The organism is Propionibacterium freudenreichii subsp. freudenreichii (assembly GCF_000940845.1).
Classification (GTDB): Bacteria; Actinomycetota; Actinomycetes; order Propionibacteriales; family Propionibacteriaceae; genus Propionibacterium; species Propionibacterium freudenreichii.
Map to the genome: position 1 here is coordinate 2,143,497 of NZ_CP010341.1, position 20,958 is coordinate 2,164,454.

Consider the following 20,958-nt stretch of genomic DNA (forward strand, 5'->3'; position numbering starts at 1 on the left):
GGGGACGAATGGGTGCCCACCACTCGGCGAGATCGGCGACACCGGCCGGGCCAGCTTCTAGGCTTGGGGTATGAACCCCGTGGTGACTGGTCCGATTATCCGTCTCAGCGCCGACGACCGCGATCACATCGCCGACCTGGTGCGGGCCTGCACCGAGCACGACGGAGTATCGCCCCTCAACGAGTCCGGCTGGTTCGGGCTGCAGGGGCTCACGGCGTCGCACACGCACTGGATTGCCCGCGACGGCAAACAGGTGGTGGGCTACGCGCAGGCCGACGCCCGCGAGCACACCGTGCAGCTGATGGTGGCGCCCCCGGCACGGCGCCAGGGCATCGCCACGACCCTGGCCAAGGCGGCCTGGCAGCTGCACCCGGCCATGTGGTGGTCGTTCGGCGACTGCCCCGGTGCGCGCGAACTGGCCACCCAGTTGGGCCTGCGCGAGGTGCGCAAGCTGTTGAAGATGAGCCTGCCGATGCCCGCCGACCAGCCCCACGACGCACACCTGCCCGAGGGACTGCGCCTCGATCACTTCCGCGATGACGACCTCGACCAGCTCGTGGCGGTGAACCACGCCGCCTTCGCCCACCATCCCGAGCAGGGCGCGATGACCGCCGAGGACGCCCGCAACCGGATGGCCCAGGACTGGTTCGACCCAGCCGGACTGCTGGTCGCCCGCGACGAGGCCGGCACCCTGGTCGGCTTCCACTGGACCAAGGTGGCCGACGAGGACGGTCGTCCGCGCGGCGAGGTCTATGTGCTGGGCGTCGACCCGGACTTCGAGGGCAAGGGCGTGGGACGCGCCCTGTTGGATGCCGGTATCCTGCATATGCGCGAGCTCGGCGTCGAGGCCATCGACCTCTATGTGGAAGGCGCCAACGAACGCGTGGTGCACATGTATGAACGAGCAGGTTTCTCCGTGGTCTCCACCGATGTCGGCTATGCACCTGCCAAGCCGGCCCGCCACCAGGACCACGGGCGCCAGTCCTCACCCCAGGAGCGCGACGCATGAGCAATGCCCCAGGCCCCGGCGACCGGGACGCAACCAGCGCTGACCAGAGCGCCGACGAACAGCTTCCCCCCGACCGGTATTCAGAACGTGAGCTGAGCTGGCTGGCGTTCAACGAGCGCGTGCTCGACCAGGCCCGCGACCGGCTGCGCGTGCCACTGCTGGAACGCGCGAAGTTCCTGGCCATCTTCAGTTCCAACCTCGACGAGTTCTTCATGGTGCGAGTGGCCGGCCTGAAGCGACGCATCGAAGCCGGCGTGGCCGTGCGCTCCATCGCCGGCATGATGCCCCGGGAGCTGCGCGACGCAATCCTCACCCGCGCCCACGAGCTGGTCACCGAGCAGTCGCGGGTCTTCCACGAGGAGGTGCTGCCCGAACTCACCGAGCAGCACGTCGAACTGGTGCGTTGGAACCAGCTCACCGACGCCGAACACGACCGGATGAACGAGCTGTTCACCGAACGCATCTACCCGGTGCTCACCCCGCTGGCGGTCGACCCCTCGCACCCCTTCCCCTATATCTCCGGGCTGTCACTCAACATCGCCGTGCTATTGCTCAACCCCGACACCGAGGCCCGCCAGTTCGCCCGCATCAAGGTGCCCTCGATCCTCGACCGCTTCATCAAGCTGGGCGACACCCGCTTCGTGCCCCTCGAGGAAGTGATCCTGGCCCACCTGTCGGAGCTGTTCACCGGCATGAAGGTGCTGCAGTCCACGACCTTCCGGGTCACCCGCAATGAGGACGTCGAGGTCGAGGAGGACGACGCCGAGAACCTGCTCTACGCCCTGGAGAAGGAACTGCTGCGGCGCAAGGTGGGCCGCTCCCCGGTGCGCCTCGAGGTGGAGGACACCATCGAGGACGACCTGCTGGAGCTGCTTGCCGACGAGCTCGACGTGAGCCCCAAGGAGATCTTCAAGCTGCCGGCACCGCTCGACCTGACGGCCCTGTTCCGGCTCACCGACGTTGATCGCGACGACCTGAAGTACTCGAACTTCCTGCCCAAGACGCACCCCGACCTCGCACCCGTGGAGACCTCCAGCGAGGCCGACCTGTTCAAGGCGATCCGGCGTCACGACGTGTTGCTGCACCATCCCTATGACTCCTTCGCCACCAGTGTGCAGCGCTTGGTGGAACAGGCCGCCGCCGACCCCCATGTGCTGGCGATCAAGCAGACCCTCTACCGCACCAGCGGCGACTCCCCCATCATCGACGCCCTCATCGAGGCCGCCGAGGCCGGCAAGCAGGTGCTGGCACTGGTTGAGATCAAGGCCCGCTTCGATGAGCAGAACAACATCGCCTGGGCCCGCAAGCTCGAACGCCATGGCGTGCACGTGGTGTACGGCATGGTCGGCCTGAAGACCCACTGCAAGCTGATCCTGGTGGTGCGCGATGAGGCCGAGGGGCTGCGCAGCTATGTGCACATCGGCACCGGCAACTACAACCCCAAGACGGCCCGCCAGTACGAGGACATGGGCCTGCTCACCTGCAACCCGATCGTCGCCGACGACGTGGCCAGATTGTTCAACCATCTGTCGGGCATGACCCAGGAGACGCACTACCGGCGCCTGCTGGTGGCGCCGCAGGGTGTGCGCACCGGCCTGATCGCCGCCATCGACCGTGAGATCGCGAACAAGAAGGCGGGCCTGCCGGCACGCATCCGCATCAAGGTGAACTCGATCGTCGATGAGCGCATCATCGACGCGCTCTACCGCGCCAGCCGTGCCGGCGTCGAGGTGGACCTGTGGGTGCGCGGCATCTGCGGTGTGCGCCCCGGCGTCCCCGGCCTGAGCGAGAACATCCGGCTGATCTCGATCCTGGGCCGCTTCCTGGAACATTCGCGGCTGTTCTGGTTCGAGAACGCCGGCAACCCCTCGGTGGGCATCGGCTCCGCTGACCTGATGCACCGCAACCTCGACCGGCGCGTCGAGGCGATCGTGCTGATCACCCACGCCAACCACATCGCCGAGATCGGCCAGCTGTTCGACCTGGCATTCGACCCGGGCACCGTGAACTGGAAACTCGACGACCGCAGCTGGCATCCCGATACCACCAACGCCGCCGGCGAGCCGAAGCTCGACCTGCAGGAGCACCTGATCGACGTGGTCAGCCACCGCAGGCACGCCCCCAGCGACGGACCGTCACGGCGCACCCTGTTCTTCCAGCGTCCGGGGGTGCTCCCCAGGCCATGACCGCCAAGCCCGCAGTCGTCGCAGCCGGTGCCGTGGTCTTCCGGGGCTCCGGCGAACAACGGCGCGTACTCGTGGAACACCGCCCCCACTACAACGATTGGACGTTACCGAAGGGCAAGCCGCATGGCGACGAGCAGCTGCCGGTCACCGCGGTGCGCGAGGTGGAGGAGGAGACCGGGATCCACGTACGGCTGGGCCTCCCGCTCCCCTCGTTGCGCTACGACGTGAGTGCCGGACCCAAGCAGGTGCACTTCTGGCTTGGCCACGAGAACCGCCCCGAGCATCCACATCGCGATGACGAGACCGATCGGATCGCCTGGCCGATGCTGCCCGAGGCCGCCGAGCTGCTGACCTATCCCGATGAAGTGGAACTGCTGGCCCGGGCCGTCCCGCTGGCCGACCGGGCCCTGGGCACGCTGGTGATCACCCGCCACGCCAAGGCGCGTCCCCGCAAGAGCTGGCAGGGCGACGACTGGCTGCGTCCGCTGGCGGCCCGCGGCGCGCGCCAGTCCGACCGGTTGGTGGCGCTGCTGGACGCCTTCGGGGTGCGCCGCGTGCTGTCAAGCACCTCCACCCGCTGCCTGCAGACCGTCGAGCCCTTCGCGAAGGCCATCGGCTCCCAGATCCATCCGGTGCACCTGCTCAGCGAGGAGGCGGCGCTGGGACGCGACGAGGAGATCGCCGACCTCATGTGGCAGCTGCGCGTGCAGGTGGCGCAGAGCCCCGAGGACCCACTGGTGGTCTGTGGCCACCGCCCCGTGCTGGGCGCCATGCAGGCGGGGCTGCACATTCCCATCCAGCACCTCACCACCGCCCAGTCCTTGGTGTTGCACATCGGCGATGAGGCCGAACCGGTGGCCGTGGAGTCCTATCCCTCACCCCTGTGAAGCGCGGGTGCGCGCCCCGCTGACGCGGCATTGCGGGCGTCGTTATCGCAGCGGTCGGACATGTTTACCGGCTGTTTACCTTGCCGGACCATTGCGGCCACCTTGGCCCTCTACCGTCGATTCATGGCGGGCAGGATTGCTCCCCTCGGCCGTGATGGCCGATTCCAGATCGATGAAGGAAACCCGCGTGCCAATGAACCACGTGTCACTCAAGAGCAGGATCCTCGTCGCCGCCCTGGCAGCCGGCATGCTCGGCCTCAGCGCATGCAGCAGCGAGGGACCCGCCAGTTCCGCGTCCAGCAGCGGCGGACTGTCCGGCGAGATCGTCGGCTCGGGAGCAACCTCCCAGGAATCCGCCCAGACCACCTGGCGCTCGGCGTTCACCAAGAAGCAGGCCGGCATCAAGGTCAGCTACAACGGTGGCGGCTCGGGCAAGGGCGCCAGCGACTTCACCAGCGGCGCCGTGGCCTTCGCCGGCTCCGACGATGCGCTGTCCCTGGACGCCATGAAGGCCGGTTCCTTCGCCGGCTGCGCCGAATCGTCCAATGCGCTCAACCTGCCGATCTACGTCTCACCGATCGCCATGGTCTACAACGTCGACGGCGTGAAGAACCTCAAGCTGGACGCGACCACCGCCGCGTCGATCTTCTCGGGCAAGATCACCAAGTGGAATGATCCGGCCATCGCCGCCCTCAACTCCGGCGGGACGCTGCCCGACACCGCCATCACCGTGGTGCACCGCTCCGACAAGTCGGGCACCACCGAGAACTTCACCGACACGCTGTCGCAGAACGCGTCGAACGTGTGGACCGAGAAGCCCAGCCAGACCTGGCCCGCCGCCTACTCGGGCGAGTCGGCCGAGGGCACCTCCGGTGTGGTGGCCGCCGTGAAGAACGGCACCGGCACCATCGGCTACGCCGACATGTCGCAGGCCTCCGGACTGTCCGTGGTCTCCTACGGCAAGGACGGCAACTTCGTGCAGCCCACCGGCGACGAGGCCGCCAAGGTGGTCTCCGGCTCGCCAGCACGCACCGGTGGCCCGGCCAACGACCAGGCGATCGCGCTCGACCGCACCCAGGCCGGCTATCCCTTCGTGCTGGTGAGCTATGCGCTGGTCTGCGAGCAGTACAAGGACTCCCACACCGCCGAGCTCGTGAAGAGCTATCTGAGCTATGTGGTCAGCTCTGAGGGGCAGGCCGACGCCGAGAAGTCCGCCGGCAGCGCACCGTTGGCGAGCGCCTTGGCCGGCAAGGTGCAGGGCTCGATCGATTCGATTAAATGAGCACGACCACCTCGCTGAGGCAGGCACCCGGTGAACGCCCGGTGCCTGCCGACGAACTCGCCGCCCTGACCACCCGTGGTCGTCGGGGCGGCGACACGGTGTTCTCCGGACTGTCGAAGGGCGCCGGCCTAGTGATCGTGGTGATCCTGGCTTCGGTGGCGATCTTCCTCATCTGGCAGGCGCTGCCCGCGTTCACCGGCAAGGCCCTGCCCTTCGGCAACACCCTGAAGTACGTGGGTCCCTTCCTGTTCGGCACCGTCTACTCGTCGGTGCTGGCGCTGATCTTCGCCGTGCCGCTGGGCATCGGGATCGCCCTGTTCATCGCGCACTATGCCCCGCGCCAGCTGGCGTCCGGGCTGGGCTATGTGATCGACCTGCTGGCGGCGGTGCCGTCGGTGGTCTACGGCCTGTGGGGCATCAACACCCTTGCCAAGTTCATGCAGCCGGTGCACCTGTGGCTCACCGAGCACCTGTCGTTCATCCCGCTGTTCAGTGGTCGGGTGTCGGGCACCGGACGCACCATGCTCACTACCGCCGTGGTGCTGGCCGTGATGGTCCTGCCGATCATCACCGCCATGTGCCGCGAGGTCTTCCTGCAGGTGCCGAAGAACCAGATCGAGGCCTCCCTGGCCCTGGGCGCCACCCGCTGCGAGATGGTGCGCCAGGTGGTGCTGCCCTATTCGCAGTCGGGCATCATCTCGGCCGCCATGCTGGCCCTGGGACGCGCCCTGGGCGAGACGATGGCGGTGGCGATGGTGCTGTCGGGCTCGCGCCTGGTGAACTTCAGCATCGTCACCTCGCAGAACTCGCGCACGATCGCGGCGAACATCGCCTCGACCTTCCCCGAGGCAAATGCGCTGGAACTCAACCAGCTGATCGCCACCGGGCTGCTGCTTTTCGTGATCACCTTCGCGGTGAACGCCATCTCCCGTTGGGTGATCCACCGCCGCGCCGATTTCTCGGGAGCAAACGGATGAGCACTGACGAATTGATCGAATCCGATCCGACCCACGACGGCACCGGCGACGCGTCCGCCCGCCGTCTGGGCGCGCGACGGGCCAGCTCGCAACGCGAGAGTGATGCGGTGCAGTTCAGCGATTCGTTGACCGCCGGGCACCTGCCGCCGTTCACGGCCATCGGCCTGCTGGTGGTGTGCGTCGTGGGCGTGTTCCTGGTGAGCCAGCTGGCCCACAGCTTCTCGGTCCTGTCGTGGGTGGTCATCTCGGTGGTCGCCTACCTGGTGCTGCACTATGTGGTGTCGCGATCGGTGGAGGGACGCCGCCGCGCCTTCGACCGCTTCGCCCGCGACCTGGTGACGCTGGCCTTCCTGCTGGCCCTGGTGCCGCTGGTCTCGCTGATCTGGGAGACCGTGTCACAGGGTGCGGCACGGTTCGACTGGCAGTTCTTCACCAAGAGCATGTACGGCGTGATCGGCGGCGACGGCGGTGCCGGCCATGCCGTGCAGGGCACCCTCATCGTGACGGCCATCGCCACCCTCATCTCCGTGCCCATCGGCCTGCTGACCGCGGTGTACCTGGTGGAATACGGCCGCGGCAAGCTCGCCAACGCGATCACGCTGCTCGTGGACGTGATGACCGGCATCCCCTCGATCGTGGCCGGCCTGTTCGCCTATGCGCTGTTCGTGCTGGTGGTCGGGGTGGCCAATGCCACCATGGGCATCACCGGCGCCGTCGCCCTGTGCGTGCTGATGATCCCCTACATCGTGCGCTCCAGCGAGGAGATGCTGCAGCTGGTGCCCAGGTCGCTGCGCGAGGCCAGCTATGCGCTGGGCGTGCCGAAGTGGCGCACCATCCTCAAGGTGGTGATCCCCACCGCGCTGTCGGGCATCGTGTCGGGCATCGTGCTGGGCATCGCCCGTGTGATCGGCGAGACTGCACCGCTGCTCATCACGGCGGGCTTCGTCGACTGGAAGAACCCCGACCCTGTGAACGGCGCCATGGCGACGCTGCCGGTGTTCGTGTACAAGCAGTACATGACCCCCGGCGTGCCCCAGGCGCCCTACTATGCGCGCGCCTGGACCGGTGCGCTCACCCTCATTCTCATCGTCATGGTGCTCAACCTGCTCGGGCGACTCATCGCCGCCAGGTTTGCGCCCCACACCAGTAGGAAGTGACGTCATGGCAAAGCGCATCGAATTGAAGAAGCTGAGTATTTTCTACGGCGATTTCAAGGCCGTGGAGGACGTCGACATGATGATCGAGCCGCGTTCGGTGACGGCGTTCATCGGGCCCTCGGGCTGTGGCAAGTCCACCGTGCTGCGTTCCCTGGACCGCATGCTCGACGTGACGCCCGGGGCCAAGGTCGAGGGCGAGGTGCTGCTCGACGGCGTCGACCTGTACGGCAAGCACATCGACCCGGTGCGGGTGCGTCGCCAGGTGGGCATGGTGTTCCAGCAGCCCAACCCCTTCCCCACGATGACCATCCGCGGCAATGTGCTCGCCGGGCTGGCGCTCAACAAGCGTCGACTGTCGAAGTCGGAGGCCGACGAGGTGGTGGAGACCTCCCTGCGCGGCTCGAACCTGTGGGAGGAGGTCAAGGACCGCCTCGATCGCCCGGGCTCAAGCCTGTCGGGCGGCCAGCAGCAGCGCCTGTGCATCGCCCGCGCGATTTCCGTGAAGCCCGAGGTGTTGCTGATGGACGAGCCCTGCTCGGCCCTCGACCCGATCTCGACGCTGGCGATCGAGGACCTCATCCAGCAGCTGAAGGAGGACTACACGGTGGTGATCGTCACCCACAACATGCAGCAGGCCGCGCGGGTGAGCGAGCGCACCGGGTTCTTCAACATCGCCGGCACTGGCAAGCCCGGCCACCTCATCGAGTACAACGACACCGAGACGATCTTCTCCAACCCCGACGAGGCCCAGACCGAGGACTACATCACCGGTCGCTTCGGCTGATCACCGGTCGGTTGGGTGGATGCCCAGCTCATCCAGCAGGCCGATGACCCTCTTCCGGATCTCATCGCGGATGGGTCGCACCTCGGCGAGCGACAGCCCGGCCGGATCGTCCAGTGCCCAATTCACGTAGCGCGTGCCCGGATAGTAGGGGCAGCTGTCCCCACATCCCATGGTGACGACCACATCAGATTCCTGTACTGCGTCAGCAGTGAGCACCTTGGGACGAGTCCCCAGCAGGTCGATGCCGATTTCGTCCATGGCGGCCACGACCTGGGAGTTGATCTCGCTGGCCGGCGCAGTTCCTGCGGAACGTACCTCCGCCCGATCACCCGCCAGGCAGCGCGTCAGCGCCGCAGCCATCTGGGAACGGCCGGCGTTGTGTACGCACACAAACATGATGGACGGCACGCGTCGGGCCCCGGTGGCCGACATCAGCAGCAGTCTGTCGCGTCGCAGGTCCCTGGACCAACGGCGCCCAAGCCATCCATGAAGGCGCGCACGGCATCGAGTCCATGCGCAGTCGCGGTGTAGTGGGCCCACTTGCCCCGCATCTCCCGCGAGATGAGGCCCGCCTTGAGCAGCCGGGTCAGGTGATACGACAGCGTTGGCTGCGTGATCCCGAGGTCAGCGGGCATGTGGCATACGCACACCGACGAGCAGCAATTGGCGCTGATGTGATGCATCAGGCGCACCCGCACCGGATCAGACAAGGCCTTGAAGACCTCCGCCACACGGTCGGCCCGTTCCGCAGACAACGCCTCGCTCGTTGAACGAGGAGTCCCGGTTGCCGTGAGTTCAGTCGCCATGGCCGCCAGACTACCCGTCACATTGACAGTTGTCTATATGAGTGCTTGGGTTTCATATCGGAAGGTTTCTATCTATCCGACCGAAGGATGAACCGGATGATCTCCGTATTTGAAGGACCCCTGTGCTGCAACACCGGCGTGTGCGGCACCGACCCTGACCAAGCACTGGTCAACTTCACCGCCGATCTGGACTGGCTGCGTCGCCAGGGCGTCACCGTGCAGCGGGCCAACCTGGCCCAGGACCCGGCAGCCTTCGCCGGTTCCCCGGTGGCCCGCGCCTTCATGCAGGTGGCCGGGGCCGATGGCCTCCCCCTCGTGGTGGTCGATGGCGTGGCCGTCTCGACCAATCGCTATCCCTCGCGGGAGGAGCTGGCGGTCTTCGCGGGACTCGCCAGCGCTGCCGGCTGCTGTTCGGGTGACGCAGCCGGAGCCAATGCCCCGGGGTGCTGCGGCAGCAACAACGATTCGACGGGGCCCAGCACCGAGGGCTCGTCCTGCTGCGGCGGATCTGCCCCGCAGGCGCTCCCCCTGGAGAACACGTCCGGCTCGGCGGTGCAGCTGTGACGCACCTGCTGGAAGAGATGCCCCGCTTCCTGTTCCTCACCGGCAAGGGCGGCGTGGGTAAGACATCAGTGGCGTGTGCCAGCGCGGTGGCGTTGGCATCGGCCGGCCGGAAGGTGCTCCTCGTGTCCACCGATCCGGCGTCCAATGTTGCGCAGGTCTTCGGTCAGGAGATCGGCAACCACATCACTGCCATCTCTGCCCTGCCGGGGCTGGATGCGCTCGAGATCGATCCACAGGCAGCTGCGGAGGAGTATCGAGCGCGCGCCTTGGCGCCCGTGCGGGACTTTCTTAGTGCCAAGGACCTGGCCTCGGCAACCGAACAACTGTCCGGCTCATGCACCACCGAAATCGCCGCATTCAATGAGTTCACTGACCTGCTCACCGCTCACGGCCCCGGCGCAGGCTACGACCATGTCGTCTTCGACACCGCGCCCACCGGCCACACCGTGCGCCTGCTCAAGTTGCCGGGCGAGTGGTCGCAGTTCCTGTCCGACGGTCTGGGCGACCCCTCCTGCCTCGGTCCGATGTCGGGATTGGAGAAGACACGCGACAGCTATGCGGAAGCCCTGGGCGCGCTGGCCGACCCCGGACGGACCCGGCTGGCCCTGGTGGCACGTGCCCAGGAGAGTTCCCTGCACGAGGCATCCCGCACCTTCGACGAGTTGCTCGAGGCGGGGATTGCGGCAACCCACCTGGTGATCAACGGGCTGTTGCCGGGCGCCCACAGCGACGACCCGCTCGCACGATCCATTTCCCACCAGGAATCCGAGGCCATCGGCTCCGCACCCGCGAGGCTACGTGCACTCGTGACTGACACCCTGGAGTTGCGCCACGGCGACATGGTGGGGGTCGACGCTCTACGGATCCTGCTGTCATCGACAGCGCAGACCGAGGACTCCGACGTTGACGTCGACCAGCCCCGCAGACCCTCGGTGGCGGGCCCCCAGCTTTCGGAACTGATCGCGGAGCTCTCGCAACGCGACCACGGCCTGGTGATGGTGATGGGCAAGGGCGGAGTCGGGAAGACGACCCTTGCCTCTGCCCTCGCCATGGGCCTTGCGGATCGGGGAAAGGATGTGTTGCTCACCACCACCGATCCTGCCGCACACCTCGACTGGACCATCGCCGGACAGGCACCCTTTGACGTGACCAGCATTGATCCTGAGGTTGCCACCCGCCACTACCGTGACCATGTGATGGCCACCAAGGGCGCCTCCCTGGACGAACAGGGCCGCGCAAACCTGGCGGAGGACCTGCGCTCGCCCTGCACCGAGGAAGTGGCAGTCTTCCAGTCGTTTGCACAGGCTGTCGAACAGTCGGACCACCGCTTTGTCGTGATGGATACCGCGCCCACGGGGCACACCCTGCTCCTGATGGACGCCACCGGTTCGTATCACCGTGAGGTGGCCCGCAACAGCCCCGAGCTGGCGTCGACGACGCCCCTGACGCGCCTACGTGATCCCGGGCACACGGCGGTGATCATTGCCACACTGCCGGAAACCACCCCCGTGTTGGAGGCCAGCGGCCTTCAGGACGACTTGGAGCGGGCAGGTATTCGTCCCTGGGCCTGGGTGATCAATCGTTCGTTGAGCGCCACGGACACCGAAGACCCCTTCCTGCAACGCCGCATCGAAGCCGAGACCGCGCCGATCGCCGCAGCGCGAAGCAACTGCCCGCGAACTGCCCAGGTGGCCTATCTCGCGTCACCGCCGGTAGGGCTGGATGCGCTTCGCGCCGTGGCACGGCACACGGTCGGGAGCATGGCTGGGTAGTCCCATTGGGCCCGGACCGTGGGCTTGCACCTGCTGCTGTGCAGGGGCGAGCCCGTGGTCAGCCCATACAGGGCACCCGGGCTCAGGCGCCGCACTGCCCCAGACCGGCGTCGGCCCTGAGCTGGAGCACCCGGGCGGCCTTCGCCACGGTCTGCTCCGCGAAGTCCGGGTCGGCCGCCACGGCGGCCTGCGTGTCGGCAACCATGGCCGGCACGCTCGCCGGGTCGACGTCCAGCGCGAGGTCACCGCCGGCGCGCAGGAACAGGGTGCCGCGCTGGGCCACCGGATAGTCGGCCAGGGCCACGGCCGCGCCCAGGTCGTCGGAGATGATCACCCGCGAATATCCCAGCTGCTCGCGCAACAGGCCGCTGACCACCCGCGAGGAGAACGCGGCCGGTCCGGCAGGGTCGATGCGGTCGTAGACCACCGAGCTGACCATCACCGAATCCGCTCCGGCGAGCACATCGGCGAAGGTGTTCAGTTCGTCGGAATCAGGTGTGGTGACGGCGTCATGGGCCGCGCCGAAATCGGTATTGGCGCTCACATTCCCCAGGCCCGGGAAGTGCTTCACCGCGCCCACCACCCCGCCGGCGTGCACGCCGGCCAACACGGCCGTCACATTGGTGGCCACGTCCGCGCGCGTGGCGCCGTAGCCGCGGTCGAGCTGGCCGATCGGTGCGTTCGCACCGCGATTGGCCCTCGGCACCAGGTCGGCGCTGGGCGCCAGGTTGTAGTGCACCCCGCCGCGGCGCAGCTGGGCCCCCCAGCCGGTCCACCGTTGGGTCAGGGCGTCGGTGGGGAGGGTGGATTGCTGCCTGGCCGAGGGCATCTGGTCCAGGCCCGGGCCGGTGAGGCGTTGCACCTGGCCGCCCTCCTGGTCGGTGGCGATCAGCAGCCCGGGACGTGCGGCGCCCAGGGCGTCGGTCAGCTGGCTGGTCGCCTGCAGGCTGCCCGGGTCACCCATCAGGATCACCGAGCCCACCGGCTGGTTCGCCAGCTGCCCGGCACCGGCCGCGGGCGTGGTGGCGGTGACCGATCCCATGTAGAGCAGTTCGACGCGCGCCTGCGGGTCCATCGCCCGCGCGGCATCAAGGCATGCGCGTGGCGGCAGGCTGCTGGCACCCGACGCGGCACTCGCCGACGGGCTCGTCGCGCCCGATGCGTCGTCGCGGGCGGACGTCGACCCTCCCGCGCCTCCCGGGGAGGCCGAGCAGGCCGTCACCAGGGCAAGCGCCATGCCGAACACCGCGAGCCGGGACGCCCGGCGCAGGCGGGGACGGTGGGATCGATGGGGATTTCGGGGGGTCACCACAATGCTCTCCACTGTGCTCTCTGCTGTGCTCTCCACAGGGGCCGGCAGCCGGCTCAGCCTTCCCCGGTGCGACGCCGGTGCTCACTGTCGTCGTCGCCGTCGTGGCGCATGGCCCGGTCGAGCGAGATGAGGGCGTTCTCGACCACCTCGGCCAGCTCGGGATGGGCCCAGTACTGGCCCCGGGCCATCTCGATGGCGCTGATTCCGAAGCTGATCGCGGTGGTGCACAGCTGCCCCAGCTCGGGGGCCTCCGGCCCCACCACGTGGGCGGCGAGCAGCTTGCCGGTGGCGGGGTCGCCCACCAGCTTCACGAAGCTGTCGTCGTCGACCATCGCCCAGCCGTAGGCGACCGTCGAATAGGGCTGGATGATGCTCACATAGTGCGTGCCGGCCGCGTCCAGCTCGTCGGTGGTCGGCCCCACCGAGTACATCGGCGGGTCGGAGAAGATCGCCTGGGGCACCGCGTCGCGCCGCGTGGCGATCATGGCGTCGGGATGCACCAGGTTGTGCTGCACCGTGCGGGCCTCGGCATTGGCCACGTGCTTGAGCAGGTGGTGGCTCGTCACATCGCCGAGCGCCCAGATGCCGGGCTGGCTGGTGCGCTGCTGGTCGTCGACCACCACGAAGCCCTGGTCGTCGAGCGTGACGCCGGCCCTGCCCACCTCCAGCAGGTCGCCGTTGGGCTCACGTCCCACGGCGACCATCAGCGCGTCCACCGCATAGTCGTAGTCGATGCCGTCGGAATCGCTGGTCGACACGATGAGCCCGCCGGTCTCGGAGGCCTCCACATTGCTCAACGACTGGTTGAGCCGCACCGAGAAGCGTTCGGCGGCGAGCTTCGTGGCGGCCTCCCCCAGGTCGCGGTCGAGCTTGCGCAGCAGGCGCGCGCCGTGGTGCACCAGCGTCACCTTCGACCCGAAGGCCGAGAAGATGTGGCCGAACTCGAGCGCCTCGACGCCCCCGCCGACGATCATCAGGTGCTTGGGCAGCGTCTTGATGCGCAGCAGGGTGTCGTTGGTGTGGATGAGGCCGGCCAGGTCGGGATCGTTCAGCCCGGGCACGTCCAGGGTGCGCGGACGCGAGCCGGCGGCCAGCACGAACTGGTCGGCGGTGATCACCCGGTCGCCCACCTGCAGGTGCTTGGCGTCGATGAAGGCGGCCGCCTCACGGAAGACGGTGACATTCTCGTTCGACTCGCGATAGGCCAGCCCGTCGGTGGAGATCGCATTGGTGCGCCCGAAGACGCGCTGTTGGATGCCGGCGAAGTCGACCGCACCGCGGCTCAGCTCGACGCCGAGCCTGGCCGCACGGTCGGGCGAGGCCGCGAAGTCGGCCGGCACCACCATCATCTTGGTGGGGATGCACCCGACGTTCAGGCAAGTGCCGCCGAACCATTCGCCCTCGCCCACGCCCTGGTCGACGATCGCGACCGACCAGTCATTGAATTCGTGGTTGACGATGGTGTTGCCCGAACCCGAGCCGATGATGCACAGGTCGAAGTGATCCGACGCCCCGCCGCCGGAATGCCGGCCCGCCCCAGAAAGCCCAGTTCCCCCAGAAGACTCAGTTGCCATGCCCCAATCCTCCCACGCGCGCCGAAGGGCGGCATGCGGCACGGCCCACGCGTTGACGCCACCCGCGTCCGGCGCCACCGGCCGGGCGGGGCCGGGATCCGTGGTGGCCGGCTGGTCAGTTGCCGGAGCTGAAGGCGGCGTTCCCGTCGGAACCCAGCAGGTGGGCGGCCGGCTCGGAGTAGGTGATGTCGATGCACTCGTCGCCCAGGAAGTGGAACGAGGTGACCGAGGCCAGCGTGCTGGTGCGCGTCCACGGGAAGTGGAACAGCCGACGCCCCTCGAACGACAGGCGCGCGATCCAGATCGGCGACTGGTGGCTCACCACGAAGGCCTGGCCGCCGGGGCCGGCGGCGCGTGCGGAGTCGATGATCGCGGTGCGCATGCGTTGCGCGATGTGCTCATAGGATTCGCCCCAGCTGGGGGTGAACGGATTGCGCAGCAGCTTCCAATTGCGCGGATCGACCAGCGCGGTCTTGTACCGGCCGAACTTCATGCCGGCGAACTTGTTGCCCGCCTCGATGAGGTTCGGGTCGTAGTGCACCTGCAGCCCGGGATGCTCGGCCGCCACCGGCGCCATCGTCTCGCGGGCCCGCAGCAGCGGGCTGGTGCGCAGGTGCGTCAGCGGCACATCGGCGAATTCGGCGGCCACCACCTGCGCCATCCGGGAGCCGTTGTCCGACAGGTGGTAGCCGGGCAGGCGCTCGTAGAGCACGGCCTGCGGATTGTGCACCTCACCATGGCGCATCACGTGCACGATGGTCTGCTGGTCACCCACTGGTTCTCCGATCCTTCCGCCCACTCGCCCGGGCCCGTGGGCCGCGGCGGGGCCCTATGACTTGTTCGTGCGGCGACGACGTCGCTGCGAGGGACGCTTCACGGGCTTGCCGGCCTCGACGAGTGCCTTGGCGCGGCGTCGCGCCCCGTAGGCCAGGGAATCGGCCAGTTCGATCTGGCCGGGCGCGTCGGAGATCACGGCGACGTCCAGGCCGTGCTCCTCGCAGGTGACGGCGGTGGCCGGGCCGATCGCGGCCACCATGGTGGCGGCGTGCGGTTTGCCGGCAATGCCGATCAGATTGCGCACCGTGGTGCTCGAGGTGAACACCACCGCATCGAAATCGCCCGACTTGATGGCCTCGCGGATCGGGGCCGGCGGCGGCGAGGCGCGCACCGTGCGGTAGGCGGTCACGTCGTCGACCTCCCAGCCCAACTCGGCCAGGCCCTCCGACAACGGCTCCGTGGCGATCTCGGCGCGCGGCACGAGCACGGAGTTCATCGGATCGACGATGTCGTCGTAGGCAGGAAATTCTGCGGCCAAACCGGCCACGGTGTGCACATCAGTGGGCGCCAGGTCGGGAATCAGGCCCCACGTCGAAAGATATTCGCGGGTTCCGTCGCCCACTGCGGCGATCTGCAGGCCCGACAGCGAGCGGGCATCGAGTCCGTACTCGGCCACCTTCGCCGCCACGGCACGCACCGCATTGACGCTGGTGAAGATCACCCACTGGTAGTGCCCGTCGACCAGGCCACGGATGGCGCGGTCGAGCTGGGCGGCGTTGCGCGGCGGCTCCACGTCGATGGTGGGCACCTCGGTGCAGTGGGCGCCGTGCAGGCTGAGGCGCTCGATGAGTTCCTCATTGCGATCGCGGGTGAGGGGCACGAGCACCTGCCAGCCGAACAACGGCTTCGACTCGTACCAGTTCATGCCCTCGGGGCGGTGGGAGGCCTTGCCGAAGACGATCGAGACCCGGTCATCGCCGGGTTCAATGGGGCTCTTCTTGCCCATCAGGGTGCCGATGGTCGACATCTCGGAGTGCTGGCGCAGGGTGCCACCGTGGAAGGTGATGAGCACGTCCTCGTCGGGGGTGCGTGCGGCCTCGACGGCCGCCCGGGCCACCATGGCGGCCTGCGAGGAATAGCAGCCGACCGCCAGCGAACCCGCAGCCGGGATCTCAGCGGTCTTGGCGCGATAGGGCAGGGAGATGAGTTGCACCGACTGCCCGGGAAAGCTGACCCCGGCCAGGGTGGTCACCGAGGTGAGCGAGGGCACGCCCGGCACGATGTCAAGCATCAGGTCGGCGTCGATGTAGGCGCTGACCTCGTCGGCGATATTGCCCTCGAGCAGGGGATCGCCACGCACGAAGCGGGCGACCGACTGGTCGTCGCCGGCGGCCTCGACCACGAATCGGGCCACATCGGGAAGGTCGCCGACAAAACGCGTCGCGTCCTTGTCGGGCACCTCGACGCCGGCCTCGTCGAGCATCTCGCGAAGCTCCGGCGTGGTCACCAGCATGGTGGCGCTGCTGAGCGCCCGCAGGCCGGCACGGGTCAACTGATCAGCCGACGAGAGCCCGCTACCGACAAAGACCACACGCCCATGGCACAACCTGCCTGCCACATCGTCCGGCCCCGCATTGTCGGGGGCTTCGACATCGACTCGCTGACTCATTGACGGCTCGCCTTTACCGAATCAAGGGGGAAGCCGAACGTGACCAATGTGGATGGGGGTGTCAGAGCCAGTGGCTGGCATCCGCCGAATTCACCTTGGGCGTTCGGCCGGGTGCACTTACTTGCCTTGGCGGCGGCGCTGGATGCGCGTCTTCTTCAGAAGCTTACGGTGCTTCTTCTTCGCCATCCTCTTGCGACGCTTCTTGATAACCGAACCCACAGTGGACCTTTCGTGTTTCGGACCTACGCCCGATGAATCTCGACCTACCGAACCTGCGTCCGGTGGGCCTATGACCTGGAAAACCTTCGGCGCCCCGCTCAGCGCACGGCGACTCGGCTACAAGGAACCAATAACACCAGCTGTTGCGTTGGCAATCCGCACCAGGGGCGCAGACCGGACTCCGACGAACAACGAAAGTCTACCCTGAGTGTCCAGACCGGGTGAAATCTCCACGTGGCAGCCCCACGTCCACCCGCGGAGGAAAACGACTATCGGGCGTCGGCCTGCTCGGCGGCGGCCGCCAATTCCGCGCTGCGTCGGGCGCACGCCTCCACCGCATCCTGCACGGCGGAGCGCAGGCCGTGATCGTCGAGCTCGCGCAATGCCGCGGCGGTGGTGCCACCCGGCGAGGTGACCGCCTCGCGCAGCTGCGTCACCGAATCGTTGCCCTCGTCGAGCAGCCGCGCCGAGCCCAGCAGCGTCTGGGTTGCCAGCTCGGTGGCCAGGCCACGCGGCAGGCCCTGGGTGACGCCGGCCTCGATGAGTGCCTCCACGAAGGCGAAGACATAGGCCGGACCCGACCCGGAGATGGCGGTGAGCGGGTCCTGCAGCTGCTCGGGGATCGCCACGGCCCTGCCCACGGCGGACATCAGCGTGATCGCCGCCTGCACGTCGTGCTCGGTGGCCGTACGGCCGCCGGAGACGCCTGCCATGCCCGCCCCGACGCTGGCCGGGGTGTTGGGCATGACGCGCACCACGTGGACGGCCGGCGGCAGGTGTGCCGACAACAGGTCGGTGCTCAGCCCGGCACACAGGCTGATCATCACATTGTCGGGCCCCAGTTCGGGGCTGATCTCGTCGAGCAACGCCAACGCGTCGGCCGGCTTGACGCCGATCACGATCGTGGACGCCCACGCGGCGGCCTGACGGTTGTCGGCGAATGCCTGCACGCCCAGCTCAGCGGCCAGCTTCTCGCGATGGGCCGGGGTGTGGGTGGTGACGGCGATGCCCGCGGCGTCACGGCCGGCCCGCACCAGGCCGGCAACGATCGTGCCGCCCATGGTGCCGGCCCCGAGAAAGGCCAGCCGATGGACGCGGTCAACGCTCGCTGCCGGGGTGCGGAGGGCCATGGCTCAGGCCACCTTGCAGAACAGCTCGGCGATCTGGATCGCGTTCAGCGCCGCGCCCTTGCGCAGGTTGTCGCTGGTCACGAACATCGCCAGGCCCGTGGGGGTGTCCAGCGACTGGTCCATGCGGATGCGTCCCACCAGGCTCGGGTCGACGCCGGCGGCGTCACGCGAGGTGGGCACCTCGGCGAGCTCGACGCCCGGAGCTGCGGACAGGATGGCCCGCGCCTCGTCGACGCTGACCTCCTGCTCGAACTCGGCATTCACCGACAGGCCATGGCTGGTGAACACCGGCACGCGCACACAGGTGCCGGCCACCTTGAGCCCGGGGATGTGCAGGATCTTGCGCGACTCATTACGCAGCTTCTGCTCCTCGTCGGTCTCCAAGGAGTCGTCGTCGGCCAGGTTGCCGGCGAAGGGCACCGCATTGAAGGCGATCGGCTTCACATAGGGGGCGGTATCGGCCGGATAGGGCACCGCGTGGCCGTCGAAGGTGAGCCCGTGCGGGTCGTCGGCCATGGCGGTACGCGTCTGGTCCTCCAGGGCGCGCACACCCGACAGGCCCGACCCGGAGGTGGCCTGGTAGGTGGCGACCACAAGGCGCTTGAGGCCCCAGCGATCGTGCAGCGGCTTCAGCACCGGCATCGCGGCCATCGTTGTGCAGTTCGGGTTGGCGATGATTCCCTTGGGCAGGTTCTTGGTGTCCTCGGGGTTGACCTCGCTGACCACCAGCGGCACGTCGGGGTCCATCCGCCAGCCCGACGAATTGTCGACCACCACGGCGCCGGCCGCGGCCACCTTCGGCGCGTACTCCCTCGACGCGGTCTTGCCCGCGGAGAAGATCGCCAGGTCAAGGCCCGAGAAATCGGCCGTGGCCATGTCCTCCACCGCGATCTGCTTATCGCCCCAGGGCAGATGGCGACCTGCGCTGCGCGACGACGCAAAATAGCGGATTTCATCGACGGGGAAGTTGCGCTCGGCAAGAAGCGTGCGCATCACACCGCCGACCTGACCGGTTGCTCCAAAGACACCTACTCGCATGCCCCAGAGCCTACTTCCTTGCCCTAAACAGGTCGCAGCGTCTCGCCCGATCGGTGGCTCCGCGGCCAGGCGGGATCCCCGCTGGCGATCGTCAGGCCGGCGGACCGGATTCCGATCCGGGGCCGGGGGCGTCCTTCAGCGCCTGCCGCCGGGCGTCGCGCAGCATCTTGCGCCGGCTGCGCCGATAGCTGTGCGCCGAGCCCGCGTAGGCCAGCGCGTGGAAGATCACGCCACCGATCAGCAACGCGGCACCGAGCTGGATGCTCCAGAAATTCGCGGCCAGCGCCAAGGCGTAGATCAGCACCGAGATTCCGGCGCTGCGCGACATCCAACCGAAATAGCCGTCGAAGACCGGCGAGGAATACAGCTTCGGGTGGCGGTGCAGGTAGAAGTACAGCACCATGAACGCCGCCGAGATCGCCATGGCATTCACGTCGTAGATACCGAAGGCCGCGGCCATATCGGTGCCATTTCCGGTGGCGATGGCGGTGGACAGCAGCGAGGTGGCGTAGTTGAGCAACGAGCAGACGAAGATCAGCACCAGGTTGAGGATGTTGAGCCAGATCGAGGTGGTCTTCACCGAGGCGAACAGGTCGTGGTGGAACAGCCACACCACGCCCATATAGGTGAACGTCAGCACATAGGCGAACATGATCGGCCACTGCCCCAGGATCGCCTCGAAGAGATGGCCCTCCTGGTAGTCGGGGACGACGAACTCCAACACGAGGATGGTCAGCAGGATCGCAAAGACGCCATCGCTGAAGGCCTGCACCCGTTCAGCCCGCATCGCGTTCCCTCCTCCGATCGTCCCGCGCGAGCCCTGCATCGAGCGTGCCCACGCGTGTGCTGTCCCCCTCGATTGTGCTCCCGATGTGACATGGCAGGACGTCGCGGTCACCACAACCTGGCAGTCGCTACAACGCCGCAGTCACCACACCGCGGTCATTACAACCAGGTCCACACGTTCTTCAGCAGGGCATAGCCCACGAAGCTGAACACATCGAGCAGGGTGTGCGCCACGATGAGCGGCCACAGGCGCCTGGTGCGCTGCCAGTACCAGCCGAAGGCCAGGCCCATCACCACATTGCCGATGAAGCCGGCGAAGCCCTGGTAGAGGTGATAGCTGCCCCGGATCAGCGCCGAGGTGACGATCGCCGCCCAGGCGTTCCAGCCGGCCTGGCGCCACCGGGTGATCAGGTAGCCGATCATCACGATCTCTTCGAGCCCGGCATTGGCTGCCGCAGCCACCACGTAGAAGGCTATGGCGGCCAGCGAGGCCCCCGATCCGGCGGTGTTGATGGTGGTATTGAGACCGAGCTGGCGACCAAGCAGATAGCAGCCGAGGCCGGGGATCCCGACCGCGGCGGTGGCGCCGACGCCTACCAGCACGTCGCGGCGCACCCGCAGGCCGTCCAGCCCGATCGCCCGCCACACCGACGGACCGGGCCGACGCACCGATGCCAGCAGGTAGATCGCCATGACCACCGGCACGATGAGGAAGAAGTCGTCGGCCAGCTTGTAGGCCACGTCGAGCCACGGCCGATCGGGGGTGACGGCGCCGTTGATGGTGGTGGTCTGCTCGTTGAGCTTCGAGCCCACGGTGAGGCTGTTCACAAGGGACAACACCGAGTAGACGGCCGACTTACCCAGGCACAGCGACAGCAGGCCACAGGTCTCCAGACCGAGCCGGGCACGCCGGCGGGCCGGACGGGCGCCGTTGCCCGACGAGGGCACGGGGGCCGGCAGCGCCCCATCAGCCAACAGCGCTCCGGCAGCCGACACCCCCACGCCGATGGGCGGGGATGGCGGTGGTGG

At 67.9% G+C, this 20,958-nt stretch carries 20 protein-coding genes; 9 read left to right on the forward strand and 11 right to left on the reverse strand.

Annotated features, from left to right (window positions below; translation table 11 throughout):
• Positions 1-82 precede the first annotated feature (82 nt).
• The 7 genes from mshD to pstB all read left to right on the forward strand — a co-directional run bounded on the left by mshD (position 83) and on the right by pstB (position 8,282).
• On the forward strand, positions 83-1,009 hold the full coding sequence (gene mshD, locus RM25_RS09370; RefSeq protein WP_157761755.1) for a mycothiol synthase: 927 nt from the start codon (positions 83-85) through the stop codon (positions 1,007-1,009).
• Entirely contained in the window at positions 1,006-3,195 is a 2,190-nt protein-coding gene (locus tag RM25_RS09375) for an RNA degradosome polyphosphate kinase (RefSeq protein ID WP_044636370.1), read from the forward strand. The genes mshD and RM25_RS09375 overlap by 4 nt, the downstream gene beginning before the upstream one ends.
• A complete protein-coding gene (locus RM25_RS09380) occupies positions 3,192-4,082 on the forward strand; it encodes an NUDIX hydrolase (protein ID WP_044636371.1) in 891 nt (296 codons plus the stop codon). Before RM25_RS09375 ends, RM25_RS09380 begins: the two co-directional genes overlap by 4 nt.
• Positions 4,083-4,275: 193 nt before the next feature.
• Positions 4,276-5,364, forward strand: a complete 1,089-nt coding sequence (gene pstS, locus RM25_RS09385; protein ID WP_044636372.1) for a phosphate ABC transporter substrate-binding protein PstS — start codon at positions 4,276-4,278, stop codon at positions 5,362-5,364.
• Entirely contained in the window at positions 5,361-6,341 is a 981-nt protein-coding gene (gene pstC, locus RM25_RS09390) for a phosphate ABC transporter permease subunit PstC (protein ID WP_171035516.1), read from the forward strand. Before pstS ends, pstC begins: the two co-directional genes overlap by 4 nt.
• Positions 6,338-7,498: a phosphate ABC transporter permease PstA gene (pstA, locus tag RM25_RS09395; protein WP_052809178.1), complete on the forward strand. Its 1,161-nt coding sequence runs from the start codon at positions 6,338-6,340 to the stop codon at positions 7,496-7,498. Before pstC ends, pstA begins: the two co-directional genes overlap by 4 nt.
• Positions 7,499-7,502: 4 nt before the next feature.
• On the forward strand, positions 7,503-8,282 hold the full coding sequence (gene pstB, locus RM25_RS09400) for a phosphate ABC transporter ATP-binding protein PstB (RefSeq protein ID WP_044636373.1): 780 nt from the start codon (positions 7,503-7,505) through the stop codon (positions 8,280-8,282).
• On the opposite strand, the gene RM25_RS09405 is transcribed toward pstB, so the two are convergent.
• Both RM25_RS09405 and RM25_RS09410 read right to left on the reverse strand, forming a co-directional pair.
• Positions 8,283-8,714: an arsenate reductase ArsC gene (locus RM25_RS09405; protein ID WP_044636374.1), complete on the reverse strand. Its 432-nt coding sequence runs from the start codon at positions 8,712-8,714 to the stop codon at positions 8,283-8,285. It lies immediately after the preceding gene.
• A complete protein-coding gene (locus RM25_RS09410) occupies positions 8,714-9,088 on the reverse strand; it encodes an ArsR/SmtB family transcription factor (RefSeq protein WP_044636845.1) in 375 nt (124 codons plus the stop codon). Before RM25_RS09410 ends, RM25_RS09405 begins: the two co-directional genes overlap by 1 nt.
• Positions 9,089-9,184: 96 nt before the next feature.
• Between RM25_RS09410 and arsD the strand changes: the two genes are divergently transcribed.
• Both arsD and arsA read left to right on the forward strand, forming a co-directional pair.
• Positions 9,185-9,652, forward strand: coding sequence for an arsenite efflux transporter metallochaperone ArsD (arsD, locus tag RM25_RS09415; RefSeq protein ID WP_013161840.1), 468 nt, complete (start codon positions 9,185-9,187; stop codon positions 9,650-9,652).
• The gene (arsA, locus tag RM25_RS09420) at positions 9,649-11,424 is read left to right on the forward strand and encodes an arsenical pump-driving ATPase (protein WP_311318737.1); all 1,776 of its coding nucleotides are present in this window, start codon (positions 9,649-9,651) and stop codon (positions 11,422-11,424) included. Before arsD ends, arsA begins: the two co-directional genes overlap by 4 nt.
• A gap of 82 nt (positions 11,425-11,506) precedes the next feature.
• Here the strand turns inward: arsA and RM25_RS09425 are convergent, their stop codons facing one another.
• The 9 genes from RM25_RS09425 to RM25_RS09460 form a co-directional block, all read right to left on the reverse strand.
• Positions 11,507-12,736: a glycoside hydrolase family 3 N-terminal domain-containing protein gene (locus tag RM25_RS09425; RefSeq protein ID WP_144406064.1), complete on the reverse strand. Its 1,230-nt coding sequence runs from the start codon at positions 12,734-12,736 to the stop codon at positions 11,507-11,509.
• A 53-nt stretch (positions 12,737-12,789) separates the two neighbouring features.
• On the reverse strand, positions 12,790-14,310 hold the full coding sequence (locus RM25_RS09430; protein ID WP_013161843.1) for a mycothione reductase: 1,521 nt from the start codon (positions 14,308-14,310) through the stop codon (positions 12,790-12,792).
• A gap of 115 nt (positions 14,311-14,425) precedes the next feature.
• Positions 14,426-15,055, reverse strand: a complete 630-nt coding sequence (locus tag RM25_RS09435; RefSeq protein ID WP_080516205.1) for a histidine phosphatase family protein — start codon at positions 15,053-15,055, stop codon at positions 14,426-14,428.
• Between the two features lie 84 nt (positions 15,056-15,139).
• On the reverse strand, positions 15,140-16,756 hold the full coding sequence (locus RM25_RS09440; protein WP_013161845.1) for a bifunctional uroporphyrinogen-III C-methyltransferase/uroporphyrinogen-III synthase: 1,617 nt from the start codon (positions 16,754-16,756) through the stop codon (positions 15,140-15,142).
• A 117-nt stretch (positions 16,757-16,873) separates the two neighbouring features.
• On the reverse strand, positions 16,874-16,975 hold the full coding sequence (locus tag RM25_RS12365; protein WP_013161846.1) for a 30S ribosomal protein bS22: 102 nt from the start codon (positions 16,973-16,975) through the stop codon (positions 16,874-16,876).
• A gap of 269 nt (positions 16,976-17,244) precedes the next feature.
• Positions 17,245-18,105, reverse strand: coding sequence for a pyrroline-5-carboxylate reductase (gene proC, locus RM25_RS09445; RefSeq protein WP_044636375.1), 861 nt, complete (start codon positions 18,103-18,105; stop codon positions 17,245-17,247).
• A gap of 3 nt (positions 18,106-18,108) precedes the next feature.
• Positions 18,109-19,143, reverse strand: a complete 1,035-nt coding sequence (locus RM25_RS09450; protein ID WP_044636376.1) for an aspartate-semialdehyde dehydrogenase — start codon at positions 19,141-19,143, stop codon at positions 18,109-18,111.
• Positions 19,144-19,234: 91 nt separating this feature from the next.
• Positions 19,235-19,930 (reverse strand): TMEM175 family protein, encoded by a 696-nt coding sequence (locus RM25_RS09455; protein ID WP_052809180.1) that lies wholly within the window; start codon positions 19,928-19,930, stop codon positions 19,235-19,237.
• Positions 19,931-20,088: 158 nt separating this feature from the next.
• Positions 20,089-20,931 (reverse strand): CPBP family intramembrane glutamic endopeptidase, encoded by an 843-nt coding sequence (locus tag RM25_RS09460; RefSeq protein ID WP_421957927.1) that lies wholly within the window; start codon positions 20,929-20,931, stop codon positions 20,089-20,091.
• Between the last annotated feature and the right edge of the window lie 27 nt (positions 20,932-20,958).